Source organism: Rhizosphaericola mali (assembly GCF_004337365.2).
GTDB classification, from domain to species: domain Bacteria; phylum Bacteroidota; class Bacteroidia; order Chitinophagales; family Chitinophagaceae; genus Rhizosphaericola; species Rhizosphaericola mali.
The window spans coordinates 2,376,526-2,394,023 of record NZ_CP044016.1; the positions used below are offsets into that span (position 1 = coordinate 2,376,526).

11 protein-coding genes are annotated in these 17,498 nt (G+C 34.2%); 9 read left to right on the top strand and 2 right to left on the bottom strand.

Features of this window, described 5'->3' with window-relative positions; translation table 11 throughout:
- Positions 1-61: 61 nt before the first annotated feature.
- Positions 62-1,198: a cysteine desulfurase family protein gene (locus E0W69_RS10430; RefSeq protein ID WP_131330001.1), complete on the top strand. Its 1,137-nt coding sequence runs from the start codon at positions 62-64 to the stop codon at positions 1,196-1,198.
- Between the two features lie 7 nt (positions 1,199-1,205).
- Entirely contained in the window at positions 1,206-3,224 is a 2,019-nt protein-coding gene (locus E0W69_RS10435) for a T9SS type B sorting domain-containing protein (RefSeq protein WP_131330002.1), read from the top strand.
- Positions 3,225-3,302: 78 nt separating this feature from the next.
- Here E0W69_RS10435 and secA read toward each other — a convergent pair whose 3' ends face one another.
- Complete coding sequence (secA, locus tag E0W69_RS10440) at positions 3,303-6,671, bottom strand: preprotein translocase subunit SecA (protein WP_131330003.1); 3,369 nt, start codon at positions 6,669-6,671, stop codon at positions 3,303-3,305.
- Between the two features lie 278 nt (positions 6,672-6,949).
- Here secA and atpG point away from each other — a divergent pair, with 278 nt between their 5' ends.
- Positions 6,950-7,831, top strand: coding sequence for an ATP synthase F1 subunit gamma (atpG, locus tag E0W69_RS10445; RefSeq protein ID WP_131330004.1), 882 nt, complete (start codon positions 6,950-6,952; stop codon positions 7,829-7,831).
- Positions 7,832-7,910: 79 nt separating this feature from the next.
- Complete coding sequence (locus E0W69_RS10450; RefSeq protein ID WP_131330005.1) at positions 7,911-9,590, top strand: RluA family pseudouridine synthase; 1,680 nt, start codon at positions 7,911-7,913, stop codon at positions 9,588-9,590.
- On the opposite strand, the gene E0W69_RS10455 is transcribed toward E0W69_RS10450, so the two are convergent.
- Positions 9,587-10,702: a DUF3667 domain-containing protein gene (locus E0W69_RS10455; RefSeq protein ID WP_131330006.1), complete on the bottom strand. Its 1,116-nt coding sequence runs from the start codon at positions 10,700-10,702 to the stop codon at positions 9,587-9,589. The genes E0W69_RS10450 and E0W69_RS10455 overlap by 4 nt on opposite strands.
- A 113-nt stretch (positions 10,703-10,815) precedes the next feature.
- Between E0W69_RS10455 and scpB the strand changes: the two genes are divergently transcribed.
- From scpB to secDF, 5 genes are all read left to right on the top strand, one after another.
- Complete coding sequence (gene scpB / locus E0W69_RS10460) at positions 10,816-11,481, top strand: SMC-Scp complex subunit ScpB (RefSeq protein WP_131330007.1); 666 nt, start codon at positions 10,816-10,818, stop codon at positions 11,479-11,481.
- Positions 11,462-13,198, top strand: coding sequence for a M1 family metallopeptidase (locus tag E0W69_RS10465; protein ID WP_225321229.1), 1,737 nt, complete (start codon positions 11,462-11,464; stop codon positions 13,196-13,198). The genes scpB and E0W69_RS10465 overlap by 20 nt, the downstream gene beginning before the upstream one ends.
- A gap of 26 nt (positions 13,199-13,224) precedes the next feature.
- Positions 13,225-13,560 carry a hypothetical protein gene (locus E0W69_RS10470; RefSeq protein ID WP_131330008.1) on the top strand — a complete coding sequence of 112 codons (336 nt, stop codon included), beginning with the start codon at positions 13,225-13,227 and terminating at the stop codon, positions 13,558-13,560.
- Between the two features lie 58 nt (positions 13,561-13,618).
- Positions 13,619-14,182 (top strand): FKBP-type peptidyl-prolyl cis-trans isomerase, encoded by a 564-nt coding sequence (locus E0W69_RS10475; RefSeq protein ID WP_131330009.1) that lies wholly within the window; start codon positions 13,619-13,621, stop codon positions 14,180-14,182.
- A gap of 124 nt (positions 14,183-14,306) precedes the next feature.
- Entirely contained in the window at positions 14,307-17,408 is a 3,102-nt protein-coding gene (gene secDF, locus E0W69_RS10480; RefSeq protein ID WP_131330010.1) for a protein translocase subunit SecDF, read from the top strand.
- The last annotated feature ends 90 nt before the right edge of the window (positions 17,409-17,498 follow it).

A 17,498-nucleotide genomic window follows, 5' to 3' on the forward strand; every position in this document is an offset into this window, starting at 1 on the left:
ATTTTTAGGTGAGATTTCTGACCTAAAAATGATTTTAATTTTATAAAAAAGGATAGAAAAGATGACATCAGGAAATAGGATTTATTTAGACAATGCTGCGACCACTCCGTTAAGTAAAGAAGTTTTAGAGGCAATGATGCCTTATTTGACCGAAAAATTTGGAAATCCATCTTCTATTTATAGCTATGGAAGAGAAACAAGACTTCCGATTGAAAATGCAAGAAAACAAGTTGCGAAAATAATCCATGCACATCCTGGTGAAATATTTTTTACAAGTTGCGGTACAGAAAGTAGCAATACTGCAATCCAAGAATCCATTGTCAACCTGAATTGCAAGCATATCATTACCTCTCCTATTGAACATCATGCGACTTTATATACAACAGAGTATTTGGCTAAAATGGGGAAGGTTACTTTAGATTTTGTCAAATTATTACCCAATGGACATGTCGATTTAGAAGATTTGGAAAAATTATTAGCTGAAAGTAAAGAAAGAAGTTTGGTTTCTTTAATGCATGCAAATAATGAAATTGGCAATCTTTTAGATGTAGATCGAGTAAGCGCATTATGCCAAAAATATGACGCCATTTTTCATTGTGATACAGTGCAAACTATGGGACATTTAAAATTAGATGTTTCCAAAACACATTTTGATTTTATCACTTGCTCTGCACATAAATTTCATGGTCCCAAAGGTGTTGGTTTTCTGTATATAAATGAAAATATCAAAATCGATCCATTTATCCATGGCGGTTCTCAAGAGAGGAACATGCGTGCAGGTACCGAAAATATTTATGGCATTGTTGGTCTTGCCAAAGCACTAGAAATTGCAGACGCGGCATTAGAAGAAGAGAGCACCTACATACAAGATTTAAAATCTTATATGGCAGAAGAATTAAAAAAAGCGATTCCTAGTGTTAATTTCAATGGAGATACCTTGGGAAATAGTTTATATACAGTTTTGAGTATTTCACTTCCTAAAACTGAAAAGTCTGAAATGATGCTTTTTAATTTGGATATTCATAATATTTGTGTTTCTGGAGGTAGTGCGTGTACAAGTGGTGCTGATCAAGGAAGCCATGTTATTAGAGCTATCAATAACGATCCAAACATTGTTCCATTGAGATTTTCTTTTAGCAAATACAATACAAAAGAGGAAATTGATACGGTAGTAAAGACATTGAAAACACTATTATAATTAACAATTGATTTCAAGACCTAATTATACAAAACGAGCAAATCAACACTTATATAGTTGGTTGCTTGTTTTTCTTTTTATCGCGACAACTGCTATAAATTCTTTTTCTCAGCAATTAAGTAATTGTAATAACTGGGCAAATATTATCCAACGTAATACTAATGGAATTAATTGCTCTAATATTTCAATTAGTGGAAATTCATTGACGGTAGAAGCATTAATAAATAAAACTGATGCCTTTGACGGTACAAATGTGGGTGATATAGTTTCAAAACATAATGATCCAACAGATTGTAATTATTTATTACGTCCTAATGGTGCCAGCATAACTACATCAAATGGCTTTTTCGCCACACCTACGGTTTGTATGATTGAGTCAAACAAAACGTATCATGTAGCCATGACCTACGACGGCTCAATATTAGTTTTTTACAGAAATGGAATACGTATGAGTAGTATTGCTTGTAGTGGCACTCTTATTACAAATGGATACAATACTAGAATAGGCGAACAAGCATCTCAATATTATATTGTATCTAGTTTCGTAGGCTATATAAATGAAGTAAAGATTTGGAATATTGCACGAACTCAAGAACAAATAAATAGCTACTTAACATCTGCTCTACCCAACCCAACTACTCAAAATGGTTTATTGGCATATTATTCATTTGATAATTTGAAAAATAAACAAGGAAATACAAATTTCGATGCGATTATAGATAATAATACAGTAATTAATAAAACAGTATCTTCTTGTACATTAGGAGAAGATCCTTGTCCTCCGACATGTACAACTCCAGTAGATTTTACTATAAAACAAGACAAATGTGATCCCTCATTGTTTTATTTACAAAGCACGTTAACTACAGCCAATACAAAATCAATAATTTGGTCATCAGATAATGGAACATTTAGCAACAATAATAGTGATCATCCAACCATCAAGTTTACCTCTAATGGAACATTTAATATTAAATTGTTAGTAACGAATAGCAATGGTTGTACTGGCATGATCACCAAAAATATAACGGTTAATAGTGCTCCAATTAGCCTAATTAATAAACCTATATCTAATCTTGTTTGTCCAAATACAGCAACAAATATTTCGATCAATAACAATAGTACCTATTCTAATATTCAATGGTATGCAAACAATGATTTAATTTCTGGTAATTCAGATGAAATTCAATATTCATTTATCCAAAATACAACTATAAAAGTATCTGTACAAAATAATGATGGCTGTATACTTGAAGATCAATATGAATATAATGTAAGAGCAGAACCACATTTTACAATTTCTGCTAATAACATGGAGACTTGCCAAGGAGAATCAATAAATCTTTCAGCTGATGGAGGAACGGATTATAATTGGTATATTGAGAATGAGTCTAATAGTATTGGATTGGCAAATACGATTACTTACCAACCAAATCAGTCTGAAACTATACATGTAAAAATTTCAGAAGCAATTTGTAATAATTCCATAGTATTACAATCTCAGGTTATAATTCATTCATTACCTGAAATTACGATTAGTAAATCAAATGATATTTCTTGCATCAACAATAACGTAACATTGACTGCAAATGGAGGTATTAAATATGTTTGGGAAAATTTTCCAAATAACACATCAAATATAATCGCAGTATCACCAGAAACCGAAACAACCTATAACGTAACAGGTTTTAATCAGTACAATTGCGCAAATACTTCAACAATAACCGTTATTTTAGATGAAAAATACAAAGAAGTTAAACTCTTTATTCCATCTGCATTTACACCGAATAATGATGGTAAAAATGATTTCTTTAAAGCAACAAGTAACGCTAAAATAGATCGCTATTCCTTGAAAATATTTAATCGATGGGGCAACTTAGTATTTTCTAGTAATAATATAAGCAATGGATGGAATGGAAAATATAATAACAACACTTTACCAACAGGAACTTATATCTATGAAATTACAGCAAGCAATTTTTGTAAAGAATTTCATAAGAAAGGAACCTTAGTACTCATAAAGTAATAATCACTACGCTAAATAATAAAGGGATGAAACTTATAGTTTCATCCCTTTATTATTTAGCGTAGCTACATTAATGAATTATAAATCTTTGCCGTGGCAATTTTTATATTTCTTACCACTACCACAAGGACAAGGGTCATTGCGTCCAATTTTTGGCTCAGCAACGACTGGTTCTTGCTTAGGCTCGTCTAAAATTTCGGTAGGTTGTTGGTACACATCTTTTTCATTGGCACCATATTCTTGACCATTGGCAATAACATCTGCTTTATTAGAAGTAGTTTTGCTCAAATCGGTTCTTTTTCTATGTCCCTCTTCCAACACTTGCATAGGTGCTTGAGGTTGTTGAGGATTATTATTTTGTTCACCTGGAATTTCTACATGTGACAAAAATTCAACCACTTCTTTATTTATTTCTGCATTTAACTGTGCAAATAAACCATAAGCTTCTTGTTTGTAGATAACCAATGGATCTTTTTGTTCGTAGTAAGCGGTTTGTACACTTTGTTTTAAATCATCCATAGCACGCAAATGTTCTTTCCATGCATCATCAATAATAGCAAGTGTAATTGTTTTTTCCAAACTCTTCACTAACTCCGTACCATTTGTTTCCAAAGTTTTATTCAAATTAGCTAAAACTTGAATTCCTTTTTTACCATCGGTGAATGGAACTACTACATTTTGAATTTGTCCAGCTTGATTAGTCGCAATATTTTGGAATACAGGTAAAACTTGTGAAGCAATAGCATCTTTTACTTTTACGTAGTGGTTGTATCCTTCCAAATAAACCTTTTCTGCTAATTTTTGAATATTTGAACTTTCAAATTCTTCTTTCGTAATAGCAGAATCCACACCATAGCTTACGATCAAATCTAATTTGAATCCATCATAATCATTGGTTTCTTTATAGGATGAAGCAATACCTTCAGCGATATTGTAGAATGCGCCATCCAAATCCAATGCTAATCTGTCACCAAATAAGGCGTGATTACGTTTTGTATAAATAACTGTTCTTTGTTTATTCATAACGTCATCATATTCTAATAGACGTTTACGAATACCAAAGTTATTTTCTTCTACTTTTTTTTGAGCACGTTCAATAGACTTGGTAATCATACTGTGTTGGATGACTTCACCTTCTTTATAACCAGCGAAATCCATCACTTTAGCAATACGTTCACTACCAAACATACGCATCAAATCATCTTCCAAAGAAACGTAGAATTGAGAAGAACCTGGATCACCTTGACGACCCGCACGACCACGTAACTGGCGATCGACACGACGGCTCTCATGACGTTCTGTACCCAAAATAGCCAAACCTCCCGCTTCTTTCACGCCTTCACCCAATTTGATATCGGTACCACGACCCGCCATATTTGTAGCGATTGTTACAGCACCAGCTTTACCTGCTTCAGCTACAACTTGTGCTTCATGTGCGTGTTGTTTGGCATTCAATACTTTGTGTGGAATTTGTTTTTGACGAAGCATTCTGCTCAATAATTCAGAAACTTCAACAGAAGTAGTACCGACAAGAACAGGACGACCCGCTTTTGTCAATTCAACGATTTCGTCAATTACAGCACCATATTTTTCTCTCTTCGTTTTGAAGATTAAATCATGTTCATCTTTTCTGGAAATATTAATATTCGTAGGAATGTTGACCACATCCAATTTATATATATCCCAAAGTTCCGCTGCTTCCGTTTCTGCAGTACCAGTCATACCCGCTAGTTTGTGGTACATTCTGAAATAATTCTGCAAAGTAACAGTTGCATAAGTCTGAGACGCAGCTTCAATTTTTACATTTTCTTTCGCTTCTAATGCTTGGTGCAAACCGTCAGAATAACGGCGACCATCCATGATACGACCAGTTTGTTCATCAACGATTTTTACTTGACCATCAATAACAACGTATTCATTATCTTTTTCAAATAAAGTATATGCTTTCAATAATTGATGTACACCATGAATTCTATCTGTTTTGGTACTATAATCATTTAAAGCAACTTCTTTTTGTTGTAGCTTTTCTTCCGCAGTCGTATCTGTTTCTTTAGCAATATTGGACAAAATAGTTCCAATATCAGGCATCACGAAGAAATGAGGATCTTCTCCTGCTTTTGTCAAAGCAGCGATACCTTTATCTGTTAATTCAACTGAATTATTTTTTTCATCTATATAGAAAAATAAGCCTTCATCTATAAGATGCATTTGCTTTTGCTGATCTGCTAAATAGAAATTTTCCGCTTTTTGTAATTTTTGACGATTACCCGCTTCACTTAAATATTTAATTAAAGCACCAGTTTTAGGTAAACCTCTATGAGCTTTGTATAAAGCAAATCCACCTTCTTTGGGATCATCTTTACCTTCTGCAATTAATTTTTTTGCTTCAATCAAAGATTGATTCACAATTCTTCTTTGCGCTTCTACCAGTTGTTCTACACGTGGACGAAGATCAAAGAATTGTTGTGTAGAAGTATCTCTACTTACTGGACCAGAAATAATCAATGGCGTTCTAGCATCATCAATCAATACACTATCGACCTCATCGATCATCGCATAATGATGTTTTCTTTGCACCATTTCTTCTGGATTTTGCACCATATTATCTCTCAAATAGTCAAATCCAAATTCGTTATTGGTTCCGTAAGTGATATCTGCTGCATACGCTTTTCTTCTTGCTGGTGTATTTGGTTGATGTTTATCAATACAATCAACAGTGATACCCAACCATTCAAATAATGGTCCGTTCCATTCGCTATCACGACGTGCCAAATAGTCATTTACAGTAACCAAATGCACACCTTGTCCTGCCAAAGCATTCAAATATGCTGGTAAAGTAGAAACCAAAGTTTTACCTTCACCAGTTGCCATTTCGGAGATTTTACCTTGATGTAAAACTGCACCACCGATTAACTGTACATCATAGTGAACCATGTTCCATGTAACAGTACCGCCACCAGCTGTCCATGTATGACTAAAATAGCTTTTATCACCGTCAATTCTAATATAACCTTTTTTATGCGCTTCTAATTGACGATCCAATTCCGTTGCAGTCGATTCCAACTCATCATTATCTTTTAAACGATGTGCAGTTTCTTTTACAACAGCAAAAGCTTCTGGTAAAATTTCATTTAAAATTTCTTCTAATTTCTCGTCACGATCTTTCTTTAAAGTATCAATTTCTTGATATAAAGTATCTTTTTGTTCGATTTCTGTTTCTGGAAGATTTTCTGCTTCGTCTTTTTTGGCATTAATGTTACCATCGATATCTTTAAGATAATCGCTTATCCTGCTTCTAAATTCAACAGTTTTACCTCTAAGTTCGTCATTATTCAAACTTTGATATTGTTGATAATATTCATTGATTTTATCAACAATAGGTTGTATTTTTTTGACGTCTTTTTCACTTTTATTGCCTCCAAGAAGCTTACTTAAGAAACCTAACATATATAAATATTAATACTTTTTTATTCGTAATTTTCGTAAACCAATTATCAAAAACAGTGCATTTATAACAAATTCGCCAAAATGTCAGTCTTTATAAAGTTGCCAAAGTTAATAAAACCCAGCCATACACCGTGAGTAATTAACGTATTTTGCCAAAATGTGTAAAAAAATCCTGTATTATTAATTGTTTCAATTCAATAGAATGGTTTACTTTTGCACGCAAATTCAGAAAATAGAAATTTTTTAACAGATTTCTATACAACAAATAGATAGTAACAATGCCAGGACAATTACAAGAAGTTCGCACTCGTATCAAATCTGTACAGTCTTCTCAACAGATGACCAAAGCTATGAAAATGGTTAGCGCCGCTAAACTGCGTCGTGCTCAAGATTCCATTTTGCAAATGCGCCCTTATGCAGTCAAGTTGCAGGAAATGCTTAGCAACATCATTGACAGCTTGGAAGGTGATTCTAATATTACATTAGGCGTTGAAAGACCAGTTGAAAAAGTATTGTTGATCGTCATTACAAGTGATAGAGGTCTTGCAGGTGGTTATAATTCTAATTTGATCAAACTTACCAAAAATATTATCGCAGAGAAATATAGCGAGCAAAATACAAAAGGTAATGTTACCATCTGGAATATTGGTAAGAAAGGTTACGAAAACTTGACTTCCAATGGTTACAAAACAGTAGAGACATATAAAGAATTGTTGGTAAATATCAGTTTTGACAAAGTGCAAGACGCGGCACAAGCAGCCGTTAAAGCATTTGAAAATAAAGAATTTGACAAAATCGATATTATCTATAGCGAATTTAAAAATGCAGCTACTTTCAATTATAAAGTGGAGCCATTTTTACCAATTCCAAAAGTGGAGAAAAAAGAAAACAACAATAAAGTTGATTTCATTTTCGAACCATCCAAAGATGAATTGATCAACACATTGATTCCTAAAATTTTGAATACGCAATTATACAAAGCTGTGTTAGATGCTAATGCGAGTGAACATGGTGCACGTATGACCGCAATGGATACGGCAAGTAACAATGCTGCGGAAATCTTGAAAAGCTTAAAAATCTCTTACAACCGTGCTCGTCAAGCGGCTATTACTACCGAGTTGACAGAAATCGTGAGTGGAGCTGCAGCTTTAGAAGGTTAATATCCAAAAAAATATTACGAAAAAGTCTCGGCAAGCTGTCGAGACTTTTTTATTTCAATTATATCTTCATAGTTCTAAGATGTCTGACGTAAAATTTCACAGTTTCCAAAAAGATATTAGCCAAATTGCCCTACCGCTAAAATTCACATTTCCGTTCTATTATACGCCACATCCATTGGCGATTTTGGCAGCGAAACAATTACAAAATTATTTGCTCACGCAAAATGATTTTACTCATAATTTCGGAATGGGCGCGACCGTTAATAGTTTGGAAATAGGGAAAATGTTTGGCGTTTTGGTCGTGAAAGATACCAATAACAATTTGGGTTTTCTGGCAGCATTTTCGGGTAAATTGGCAGCCAGCAACGATCATCTTTATTTCGTACCTCCCGTATTTGATTTGCTAGAAGCGAATGGATTTTTTCTACCAGAAATTCAAGAACTCAACAAAATCAATGACACTGTTGAGCGATTAGAAAATAGCGAAGATTTAGTTCATTTAAAACTGTCATTGGAAAATACAATTGCCACTAACGAAAAAAAATGGAATGGATTTAAACACTATTGTCAAAAACAAAAGCAACTTAGAAATAAGGTTCGAGATAGTTTTGAAGCACATAAAGATTCCGAAGAATACGCTATTCTTGTAGATTATTTGAAACAACAGAGTTCGCGTGATTCTTACGAATTAGAACATTTACAAAAAGAAATAAAGGAAGAAAATCAACAAGCCGAAAACACTTATCAATCCTATTTGGATAAAATAAATGCACTAAAACAGGAACGAAAAACACGCTCTGCTGCATTACAAGACACAATATTCCAACAATATACTTTTCTAAATAGTCAATTGGAATCCAAATCTTTATATGAGATCTTCAATAAAGATTTGGGCATTTTACCATTGGCGGGTGCAGGAGAATGTGCTGCCCCCAAATTATTGCAATATGCATTTTCTCATTCATTAGATCCTATTTGCATGGCAGAATTTTGGTGGGGGAAATCACCTAAATCGGAGGTTCGTCAACATCAACACTTCTACCCTTCTTGTCGTGGGAAATGTGAACCTATTTTGGGACATATGCTATCCAAAACGATTACAGATGAAGATGTTTTCAAAATGGTCACTAAATTTGATTGCGATGTTGAGATCGTGTATGAAGATGAATATCTCGCCGTCATCAATAAACCCGAAAATTTCTTAAGCGTTCCCGGCAAATTCTTGGAAGACAGCGTTTATAAAAGAATGAAAGAACGTTATCCACAAGCGACTGGACCATTGGTAGTACATCGATTAGACATGGCGACGTCTGGACTTTTGCTGATTGCTAAAGATAAATATACACATGAGTTATTACAACGTCAATTTATCCGAAAAAGTATCCGAAAACGTTATGTAGCTATTCTTGATGGTATTTTGGAACAAAAAACAGGAACCATCAATTTGCCCTTACGCAATGATTTAGAAGATAGACCTCGTCAATTAGTAGATTTTGAAATAGGACGCCCAGCATTGACAAAATTTGAAGTTGTAAATTACGAAAATGGAACAACCCGTATTCATTTTTGGCCAATTACAGGACGTACGCATCAATTGCGCATGCACGCTTCTCATGCATTGGGATTAAATACGCCAATCGTCGGCGATGAATTTTATGGCAACAGGGCCGATCGATTGTATTTGCATGCAGAAGAATTACAATTCATTCATCCCAAAACGAAGGAAAAAATGACTATTATTTGCCCGGCTCCATTTTAATGAATTCTATATCCAATGATAATAGCGTATGCGACAACAAAAAAGAGCATGAATATAAAATTTATAAAAAATAATACTACGCCTTTTAAAAAAACCCTTCTACGACTTTGGAAAAATACGCGATGATGCGCTTTAAAAAAGTACCTAATCGTATAAAAACAAATAACTACCGAATACAATATAAGAATTATCGTAAATATTCCGTAACTAAAACCCGAAAATAACTTTTGTAATATTATTATTGTTGTAATTGCCGTCAATAAAAACGAAAAAAAGTGCAATGTAAAAATACTCGCATCGAAATACCAAAATTTCTTCTTATTCTCCAATAACCAAAGTAAAAATGCAAACAATGGCATGTATACAAATATAACTTTGGGAAAGTTGTGAACAAAACTTTCCTTCCATTTTTCATTGACTTCCTTTTTTGTTAATCCTTCCTCTTTCCAAGAAAATATTTTGGCAGCAACGATATTTTGCCAATAATTATTTTTTTCCGAAGGTGGTAATCCTGCTTGTATTTTATCATATTCCTCTTGTGTAGTAGCACCTTTTATTATTGACTGATCAAGATTATAATATTCTTCGGATACTTCATTTTTAGATTGTTTTTTCACAAGAGAATCATGACTCATCGTATTGTTCATTTTCACAACGTATTGATCAAAATCACTTTTAGAAATTAGTTTTTTATCTAGTAAAACCTTCATTCCGTTTATACCTTTTTCATCCTCAACCTTCTTAACTTCCACTTTTTTCTCCTCTTTTTCGTCATGATGCTTTTTATGAGAAAAATCTGGAATTATAGCTGGAAGAAAAAATGCGATAAAACTGATGAAAATGTACAATTTTACAGGGTTCACATATTTCAATCTTTTCCCAGAAAGATAAGTTTGGGTTAATTGTCCTGGATTAAACAAAAGAGCTTTCATTGTGATCCAAAACTGACCATCATAATGTGTCAAATCTTCCATGAAATGTCCGATCAAAAAATGAAAAGGTTGCCTTCTTTCGATGTTCTCTTGTCCACAATGCGGGCAAAATCTATCTTCTACAATTGCGCCACAGTTTAAACAGTCATTCTCCGTTCTAAGTTTATGATGGTGTCCCATTTAGTAATCAATTTATTCTAAAATTAATAAAATAAGGTTAAATAGAAAATCATAATTTCATAAGTTCTAAAATTTTCTAAAAGCAATCTTTATCTTCGCCGTCAAAGAAATTTATGGAAACTTCTCAATTAATTCCACATATTGAAGCGCTAATATTTGCAAGCGACCGCCCGTTGATGACGTTGGAGATTGTTGAGCTTTTGAATAATACGTTTGGATTTATGGACAATCAGATCACGCTAGATCAAGTAGAAAGCGGATTGGATGCCATTCAAGAAAAATATGATTCTGAATTTTATGCCTTTCGCCCATTTCAAAGTGGCGGTGGTTGGGCTTTTCTGACAAAACCGGAATATCATACTACCGTTGCACAATTAAACGGTGATAAATTTATCAAAAAACTTTCTGGAGCCGCATTAGAAACTTTGTCCATTATCGCATACAAACAGCCTGTTACAAAAGGCGAGATTGAAAGTATCAGAGGTGTGAATAGTGACTATAGTGTTCAAAAATTATTAGAAAAAGATTTAATCGTCATTTCTGGTAGAGATGAAGACTCTCCTGGAAAGCCGCTTTTGTATAGTACAAGTAAAAATTTCATGGATTATTTTGGTATTAATTCGCCTAAAGACTTACCTAAAATAAAAGAAATCCAAGAAGAAGAATCCCTTTATCCAAGTATTGTCGATCCTTCTCAAACACAAGAAGCCGGTGACGCCCCTAAAAGTGCATTAAATTACGAAGCTAAATCCTCTACAAATGATGAAATTGCAGAATAATATTATACCTAAATTAAAAAGAAACGCTTTCTTACTCCCAATTGGACTTTGTTTTTTCCAAAATATGGCGCAAGCACAACATCATTTGACGGAAATGGTGCAAGAGCCAATTACACACGCTGATAGTGTCCGTGGTAATATAAATGCGCCCGAACGTACTTGGTGGGATGTCTTGAAATATGATATAATTGTTAAAGTAGACGATGATGCACAGACAATCAAAGGAAGTAACAAAATCACATATAAAGTAGTAAAGGATAGTTATCCTGCATTTATGCAGATTGATCTTCAAGAACCAATGGAGATTGATAGTGTTATTTTTGGAGAAAGTCGTAAATTAAATTTTACACGTGATGGCAATGCATTTCATATAAATGTACCCAAACAAAAATATTTAGGTACAGGATCGATTGAAGTATTTTTTCATGGCAAACCTAAAAAAGCAGTAAAAGCACCTTGGGATGGTGGTTGGGTTTGGGCAAAAGATTCATTGAATCGCCCTTGGATTACCGTTGCTTGTCAAGGTCTGGGAGCATCTGCCTGGTATCCATGCAAAGATGTGCAAGATGACGAACCGAATCAAGGTGCATCTTTATCAGTAATTACTAAAAAAGATTTAGTAGAAGTAGGCAATGGACGCTTGAAATCTGAAACGACCTACGGAAATGAATGGAAAGAATATACTTGGGAAGTTAAAAACCCAATTAATAACTATACCATCGTACCATACATTGGATATTATGTCCCTATCAATGCCACTTATGCAGGATTAAAAGGCAAATTAGATGTTACACTTTGGGCATTGGATTATAATAAAACTCGAGCGCAACAACATTCTTTGCCAGAGGTTATGCGTATGTTAAAAGCATTTGAATATTGGTTTGGTCCTTATCCTTTCTACGAAGATGGTTATCAATTAGTTGATGCACCACATTTAGGCATGGAACATCAAAGTGCGGTGGCTTATGGTAATCATTATTTGAATGGATATTTGGGTAGAGATTTATCTGGCACGGGGCAAGGAGATAAATTTGATTTTATCATCGTACACGAAAGCGGACATGAATGGTTTGCCAATAATATCACATCCAAAGATATCGCCGACATGTGGATTCATGAAAGTTTTACCAATTATAGCGAAACCTTATTTACAGAATATTATTATGGAAAAGAAGCTGGGCAAGAGTATTGTTATGGCATCCGTAAAAATATCGTAAATGACAAACCTATTATCGGTCCATACAATGTCAACAGAGAAGGAAGTGGTGATATGTATTACAAAGGGGCGAACATGATCAATAGTATTCGAAGTGCAATTGGTGATGATAAATTATTTAGAGAAATATTGATCGGTATGAATAAGGATTTCTATCATTCTACAGTAACTTCTACTGATATTGAAAATTATATCAATAAAAAATCGGGAAAAGACTTTACTTCCACTTTCCAACAATATTTGACAACAACACAAATTCCACAATTAGAATATGCCTTTTCAAAAGAAAAAAACAAATTCTATTTTAGATATGTCAATTGTTTGGATTCCTTTAATATGCCTTTAACTTTAATTTCGAAAAAAGCGAGTTTAAAAGTTATTCCATCGACAAAATGGCAATCTATTTCCATCAGTAATGGACAATTAGAAATGCTCAATCCCACAAATATTGAATTTCAATATTATATATCCACAAAAAAGGTTGCCGAACCAGAGAATTAATTTTTTCTATTCAAAAAAAGGAAGGTATGTTAAACAAGAAAGATTTAGATTTTATAGAATATTGGAAAAACAATCGGGATAAAGAAAAGCGTACATTTAGGCAACTATGTGCAGGACTTCCGGTGGGTGCAGCATTAGCAATTGCAATATTGGCAACTTTATTTACAGGTTGGGATACGAGAGCCGAAATGGTTGCGCGTGGAGAATCTAGCCCAACTGTTATCATTGTTGCAGTCGTAATAATAGTCGTATTTGTAGCTATTTTCTACAAAAAACATCAATGGGATCAAAATGAAGAGCATTATTTAGAACTGCTATATAAACAGAGAAAAGAACAAAATTTAGAAAATACCAACGTTTAGTTAACATATCACGTATTGGGATGTAAATAGATTTTTATACTTCTTAAATTTACATTCCATGCGATTCAAAAAATTGCTCGCTTTTTCTACTCTTATTACTTCTATTGGTTGGTATTCTTGTGTAAAAGATAATAATGACAATACAACCAACACAACTTACCAAGATCCAAGTTTAGAAAAAAATGCCATAGATTCCTTTATTACCGCAAAAGGCTTGAATATGTCTTCGGATCCCAATTATTCTGGTTTACGTTTTCAAGTTTTAGATTATGGCGATACTACTGCTAATCGAATATCAGCAACAACACCTTATGCAACGCTGACCTATAGAGGTACATTGTTAAATGATACTGCCTTTGCTACAACTTTGCAATCTAATGGAGCAGATTCTGTAAATATGGCCATCCTTGTACAATACAATTCAAACTTATATTTTAATACTGTTGTTGGATTCGGAGCTCCTTTAATGCGAATTGGTATGGGTGGGCATATTAAAATCGTTACTCCATCTGCTTATGCATATGGAAGTGCTGCTCAATATGACGCGAATGGCAAATTAGTTATCCCTGCAAATTCACCTCTATATTTTGATATTTATCTAAAAAGAGCAACATCCAATTAGATTTCCTCTAAAAAATAATAAAAAAAAGCAGGTTATTCACCTGCTTTTTTTTATTATTAGAATTCAATCTCAAATATTATCTTTGCGCCCACTAAAAATATATTATTTTAACCCCCTACTAATTATGCAATTAAAAGGATTAGTACGTTTTTTCACAGTAGCATTGATTGTTATATGTGTATACCAGTTATCATTTACCTGGATGGTACACAGCCATGAGAATGCGATGAACGAACGCGCCGCAGCATGGGTAAAGAGAAGTTTTCCTTCTGCTGACCAAAAATACGGCAATAACAAGGCTTTAGCTTCTGCTTACCAAGATTCATTGAAAGAATTCCAAAAAGTGGAACTACAACACTTATTGGACAGTACCAAAGACAGTAAAATTGGTTTATTTGGACTTACCACTTACCAAAGTGCTAAAGACAAAGAATTGATGCTTGGTTTGGACTTACAAGGAGGTATGAGTGTAACAATGGAAGTTGGCATGGATGGATTAATCAAAACACTTGCTGACAACACTACCGACCCAACCATTAATCAATCACTGGCTGCTGCAGTTGCTAGAAAAGCGAATAGTGGCGCAGATCTTATTAATTTGTTTGGAGAAGAATTTGCGAAAAGAGCAAGTGGTAAACAATTAGCACCATTTTTCATTGCAAAAAGTAACGGTACCTTAAAAGGAAATAGCAGCGATGATCAAGTATTAAGCTATTTACATAGACAAGCTACCATCGCATTCAATAATACTTACCGTATCCTTCGTACTCGTATTGATAGATTTGGAGTAGCTTCTCCTACCATCAATCCTGATGAGAAAAAAGGTATTATCACGATTGAATTAGCTGGTGTTAATGATCCTGAACGTGTCAGAAGATATTTGCAATCAACGGCTAATCTTCAATTCTTTGAAGTATATAATTTGTCCGAAGTTGGACAATCTTTGCAAACTGCAGAAGCTTCTTTAGTAGATTATTTGAAGGGAAATAAATCTGTAGCAGATTCTTTAAAATCAGCAACAGACTCTTCTACTACAGCTGCAGTATCTAAAGATTCAACAAAAGACTCAGGTAAAGTAGCTTCTCTTTCTACTTTGGGAAATAAAGGAAACAAAAACACTCCGGTTGACAGTGTTGCATTAATGAAAGCCAAATACCCAATAAGTAGTCTATTTGCAGCATTTGCCCAACCTCAACAAAGCCAAAATGGTCAAACACAATATCCTGCCAACATTGGATATGTGTTAACAAAAGACACAGCTCAATTGAATGCTTATTTGAATACGGATGTTGTTAAAAAACAATTCCCATCTAATTTGGTATTCATGTATGGCAAACCTGACAGCGATCCTACAGCAACAGCTCAAATGAAGAATGTATTGCAATTATATGCAATCAAAACTTTGAGCAACGGCACAGCGCCATTGGAAGGTGAGCATGTAAGCACTGCTAGTCAAGATTACGACGAAAGAGGTCGTGTAGCTATCAAAATGAATATGGATGCCGTTGGTACACGTATTTGGGCTCAATTAACAGAAAAAAATATTGGTCGTCCTATTGCGATCGTATTGGATAATATCGTTTATAGTGCTCCATTTGTAAATGGTGCAATTCCAAATGGATCTTCTGAAATTTCTGGTAGCTTTAGTGTAACGGAAGCGCAAGATTTAGCAGATATCTTACAATCAGGTAAATTGCCAGCTCCCGCGAAAATTGTACAAGAACAAATCGTAGGACCTACTTTAGGTGGTGAAGCGGTAAGCGGAGGTATGATTTCATTTGGTATATCTTTCTTAGCAATATTTGTCTTGATGATTGTTTATTATAACACAGCAGGATGGATTGCAAATATCGCATTGGTATTAAACCTATTATTTACAATTGGCGTATTGAGTTCTATGGGATTTACGTTAACAGCGCCAGGTATCGCAGGTTTAGTTCTGACCATCGGTATGGCAGTTGATGCTAACGTTATCATATTTGAACGTATCAAAGAGGAGCTGACAAAAGGGGAAACCTATCTTCAAGCCGTATCTAACGGATATAAAAGATCTTATGCTCCGATTTTGGATGGTCACGTTACTTCTTTGTTGACAGCGATTATATTAGCTTACTTTGGTCTTGGTCCAGTATTAGGATTTGCAACTACACAGATCATTGGTTTGTTGTTATCCTTATTCTGTGGTATCATGATTACAAGAATGGTTTCTGATATTTACACTACAAAAGGTAGACACTTTGATTATTTTACACCTATTTCACGTAAAATTTTCAAACACAAAACGTTCCATTTTGTAAACAAAAGAAAAATCGCTTACGGTATTTCTGTGGTTGTTTTGGTTTTGGGTATTGGTTCCTTCTTCCACGGATTTGACGAGGGTGTAGAATTCTCTGGTGGTAGAAGTTATACCGTGAGATTTGACCAAGCTCCTAAAATTGAAGACGTAAGAAACGATTTGAAAACTGTATTTGGAGAATATCCAATTATCAAAACGGTGAACGTTCCAACGCAGTTAAATATCACAACCTCTTACGAAATACATGCTACTGATCAAGGAACAGATAAAAAAGTAGAAGAAGCACTCTATAAAGGTTTGAATAAATTCATCCCACAAGGAACTTCATTTGCCGAATTTGATACAAGATACAAACAAAGTTCTCAAACTGTATTACCTACCATTTCTGCAGATTTGAAAGCTGGAGCTACGAAAGCGACAATCGTTTCAATCATCATTATTTGTTTCTATATCTTCATACGATTCAGAGACTGGAGATTCTCCGTAGGTACGATCGTTGCCTTGTTGCACGACGTATTAGTAACATTGATCGTATTTAGTTTCTTTAAAACAATTGTACCATTCCCATTAGAGATTGACCAGCATTTCATTGCAGCCGTTTTGACGGTGATTGGTTTCTCCATGAATGATACGGTCATAGTTTATGATAGAATACGTGAAGATTCTAAATTGATGCATACTTCTGATAAAACAACGATTATCAATAAAGCGATCAATGATACGTTGAGTCGTACGGTGATGACTTCATTGACTGTATTCTTAACCATTTTGATCTTATTCATCTTTGGTGGAGAAGTAACAAGAGGTTTCGCATTCGCAATGTTGATCGGTGTAATCACAGGTACTTATTCTTCCATATTTGTGGCAGCACCAGTATTGATGGATATCGCACCAAACAAACCATTAAGAAAAGAAGAAGCGAAAAAATAATTTTAATCTTCTTTAAATATTGTGAAAGGGCTGTTTTTAACAGCCCTTTCTTATTTTCTGATAGGTCATGTATCTACAATTTTGTAACTT

What these genes read in the sequence shown, in the direction of transcription:
- E0W69_RS10475 (WP_131330009.1), top strand. Translation starts at nt 13,619, where the DNA reads ATGCGATTCAAAAAATTGCTCGCTTTTTCTACTCTTATTACTTCTATT.
- secDF (WP_131330010.1), top strand. Translation starts at nt 14,307, where the DNA reads ATGCAATTAAAAGGATTAGTACGTTTTTTCACAGTAGCATTGATTGTT.
- E0W69_RS10430 (WP_131330001.1), top strand. Translation starts at nt 62, where the DNA reads ATGACATCAGGAAATAGGATTTATTTAGACAATGCTGCGACCACTCCG.
- atpG (WP_131330004.1), top strand. Translation starts at nt 6,950, where the DNA reads ATGCCAGGACAATTACAAGAAGTTCGCACTCGTATCAAATCTGTACAG.
- secA (WP_131330003.1), bottom strand. Translation starts at nt 6,671, where the DNA reads ATGTTAGGTTTCTTAAGTAAGCTTCTTGGAGGCAATAAAAGTGAAAAA.
- scpB (WP_131330007.1), top strand. Translation starts at nt 10,816, where the DNA reads ATGGAAACTTCTCAATTAATTCCACATATTGAAGCGCTAATATTTGCA.
- E0W69_RS10450 (WP_131330005.1), top strand. Translation starts at nt 7,911, where the DNA reads ATGTCTGACGTAAAATTTCACAGTTTCCAAAAAGATATTAGCCAAATT.
- E0W69_RS10470 (WP_131330008.1), top strand. Translation starts at nt 13,225, where the DNA reads ATGTTAAACAAGAAAGATTTAGATTTTATAGAATATTGGAAAAACAAT.
- E0W69_RS10465 (WP_225321229.1), top strand. Translation starts at nt 11,462, where the DNA reads ATGATGAAATTGCAGAATAATATTATACCTAAATTAAAAAGAAACGCT.
- E0W69_RS10455 (WP_131330006.1), bottom strand. Translation starts at nt 10,702, where the DNA reads ATGGGACACCATCATAAACTTAGAACGGAGAATGACTGTTTAAACTGT.